Source organism: Vibrio splendidus 12E03, from assembly GCF_000272105.2.
In the GTDB taxonomy this organism is placed as follows: Bacteria; Pseudomonadota; Gammaproteobacteria; order Enterobacterales; family Vibrionaceae; genus Vibrio; species Vibrio splendidus_I.
The window spans coordinates 1-2736 of sequence record NZ_AJZD02000164.1; the positions used below are offsets into that span (position 1 = coordinate 1).

3 protein-coding genes are annotated in these 2736 nt (G+C 42.5%); all 3 read right to left on the reverse strand.

Features of this window, described 5'->3' with window-relative positions; genetic code table 11:
• Positions 1-603: 603 nt before the first annotated feature.
• Positions 604-1230, reverse strand: coding sequence for a bifunctional 4-hydroxy-2-oxoglutarate aldolase/2-dehydro-3-deoxy-phosphogluconate aldolase (locus A142_RS11455; protein ID WP_019826845.1), 627 nt, complete (start codon positions 1228-1230; stop codon positions 604-606).
• A 70-nt stretch (positions 1231-1300) separates the two neighbouring features.
• Positions 1301-2233: a sugar kinase gene (locus A142_RS11460; RefSeq protein WP_019826847.1), complete on the reverse strand. Its 933-nt coding sequence runs from the start codon at positions 2231-2233 to the stop codon at positions 1301-1303.
• A 34-nt stretch (positions 2234-2267) separates the two neighbouring features.
• A complete protein-coding gene (locus tag A142_RS11465) occupies positions 2268-2603 on the reverse strand; it encodes a cupin domain-containing protein (RefSeq protein ID WP_009846518.1) in 336 nt (111 codons plus the stop codon).
• Between the last annotated feature and the right edge of the window lie 133 nt (positions 2604-2736).

Consider the following 2736-nt stretch of genomic DNA (forward strand, 5'->3'; position numbering starts at 1 on the left):
TTTGATGTTTAACGACCCAATAAATGTACATATGTATTACAATATAAACCAAAAAACAATAACAAAGGTCACCCATAAGATTTTAGTTATAACCGTAACAAATGTGCTACAAATGAGCCCAATTTTGCGACAGCTCTCATAATTAAAATTACGACATAATTATCAACCATCACGTGGTTAACGCAGAGGTAGCTTGTTGTTTTTAAGTGCTTATTTGATTCTTATGAGCTGGAGCACCGCCCATAGTTTCTTTTGATTTCAATATCAGTGAAGGTAACTAGTATTTTGTTCGAATAGTGCTCTTAAAATGCAAGCTGGCTACTCATTTGAGAGTTGGGGCCTAGCAATAGTGAATTAAAGTGGTCAATAAGTAGGGGGAAGTGGTGGAGCGCTTAGGAGAAAGTTAAAGTGGTTCGTGGTGAATTAGATGTAGCGTGGTGAATTAAATGTAGATAGGTTTGTACGACAAAAGCTAGGGGCTTTAGCATATATTAGCGCTTGAGTGTAAATGACCATACCAACGCCTAGTGGGAGCGGTAAGCTAAAGCGTACACAACAAAAAGCCCCACCGAAGTGAGGCTTTATCAGCAAATCTAAAACAGATTAAGCGTTAACGTGTTCAACTGCATCACGTACTAGTTTGCCTAGCTCGTCCCATTTACCTTCGTCGATAAGGTTAGTTGGAACCATCCAAGTACCGCCACACGCAAGTACAGAAGGGATAGATAGGTATTCGTCTACATTCTTCAAGCTCACGCCACCAGTAGGCATGAATTTAACAGGGTAAACCGCAGTTAGTGCTTTAAGCATGCCAGTACCGCCTGAAGGCTCAGCCGGGAAGAACTTCAACGTACGAAGACCCATTTCCATTGCTTGCTCAACTAGGCTTGGGTTGTTAACACCTGGTACGATCGCAACACCTTTGTCGATGCAGTATTGAACTGTACGAGGGTTGAAACCTGGGCTAACGATGAAATCAACACCAGCTTCGATAGATGCGTCAACTTGCTCGTTAGTCAGTACCGTACCTGAACCGATTAGCATGTCTGGGAATTCTTTACGCATGATGCGAATCGCTTCGATTGCACATTCTGTACGTAGTGTGATTTCTGCACATGGCATGCCGTTTTCAACGAGTGCTTTGCCTAGGGGGATAGCATCTTCAGCACGGTTGATCGCGATTACAGGGATTACTTTCAGGTTTGCTAGTTGTTCATTTAATGTAGTCATGAATTCTTTCTCACGTTAATTGTGGGCTTGCTTAAAAAGCAAGCCCTTGATTAATATATAAAGTATCTAATTATAGAGACAGATCAGGCGTCGCTTCTAGCGGAATAATCGCACCTGGATGCTGAATTACGGTTCCTGCCACAATATGACCAGCAAACGCTGCATCACGAGCATTGCCACCGCTCAAGCGTTTAGCAAGGAAACCTGAGCTGAACGAGTCTCCAGCCGCTGTCGTGTCAACGATGTTGTCTACTGGGTTTGGTGCAACGTATTGAGCGCCCTGGCTTTCAACAACTAAGCAGTCTTTTGCACCGCGCTTAATGATGATCTCTTTCACACCAGACTCAGACGTACGTGCAATGCACTGTTCAATGCTTTCGTCGCCGTACAACTCTTGCTCATCATCGAACGTAAGCAGTGCTGTATCTGTGTACTTAAGCATTTTTAAGTACCAAGAAATCGCTTCTTGTTGGCTTTCCCAAAGCTTTGGACGGTAGTTATTGTCGAAGAATACTTGGCCGCCTTGCGCTTTAAATTTGTCTAAGAAGGTGAATAGCTGTGTACGTCCATGCTCTGTCAGGATAGCTAGCGTAATACCACTTAGGTAAACCGCATCAAAAGAGAATAGCTTATCAAGCAGAGCTGGAGTGTCTTCTTGGTCAAACATGAATTTTGCAGCAGCATCACTACGCCAGTAATGGAAGCTACGTTCACCAGTTTCATCGGTTTCGATGTAATAAAGCCCTGGCTGTTTGTGATCAAGTCGAGCAATTAAACTAGTATCGATACCTTCTGATTGCCACTTTTCTAACATGTCAGTACTGAATGGGTCAGTGCCTAATGCCGTAACATAGCTGGTGTTGATATCTTGCTCTTTAGTTAAGCGTGACAGGTAAAGTGCTGTATTTAGTGTATCGCCACCAAAACTTTGCTTAAGCCCGTCTTGTTTCTTTTGTAGCTCAACCATGCACTCGCCAATGACCGCGATGTTTAATGATTTCATATGCTTACCTTAGCAACTGAGGTTGCGCTATTCATTATTTTAGGAAATCTTCACGCGCAGGGTTGAAGATATCAAGAAGGATGCTGTCTTGCTCTAGAGCAACCGCACCGTGCATCATGTGTTTACGAGCAAAGTAAGCATCGCCTTCTTTAAGCACTTTCTTTTCGCCTTCGATTTCAGCTTCGAAACTACCACGAACTACGTAACCGATTTGGTCGTGAATCTCATGAGTATGAGGGTGACCAATCGCGCCTTTATCAAAACATAGATGAACAGCCATAAGATCGTCAGTGTAAGCTACGATTTTACGCTTAATGCCGCCGCCAAGTTCTTCCCATGGGTTTTCATCTAGAATAAAGAAAGAGTTCATTGTGTATCTCCTAATCTGTTTAAATCTTTTAAGTGTTACTTAACTGTGTTCATCATAAGGGAATGACTTCAATTGTAATACAATATATCTAGAATTGTGTGATGCCGATCAAGTGATACTTTATATAGCCTAA

Excerpts from the sequence above, each read along its gene's own strand:
- A142_RS11465 (WP_009846518.1), bottom strand. The coding sequence starts at position 2,603 with ATGAACTCTTTCTTTATTCTAGATGAAAACCCATGGGAAGAACTTGGC.
- A142_RS11460 (WP_019826847.1), bottom strand. The coding sequence starts at position 2,233 with ATGAAATCATTAAACATCGCGGTCATTGGCGAGTGCATGGTTGAGCTA.
- A142_RS11455 (WP_019826845.1), bottom strand. The coding sequence starts at position 1,230 with ATGACTACATTAAATGAACAACTAGCAAACCTGAAAGTAATCCCTGTA.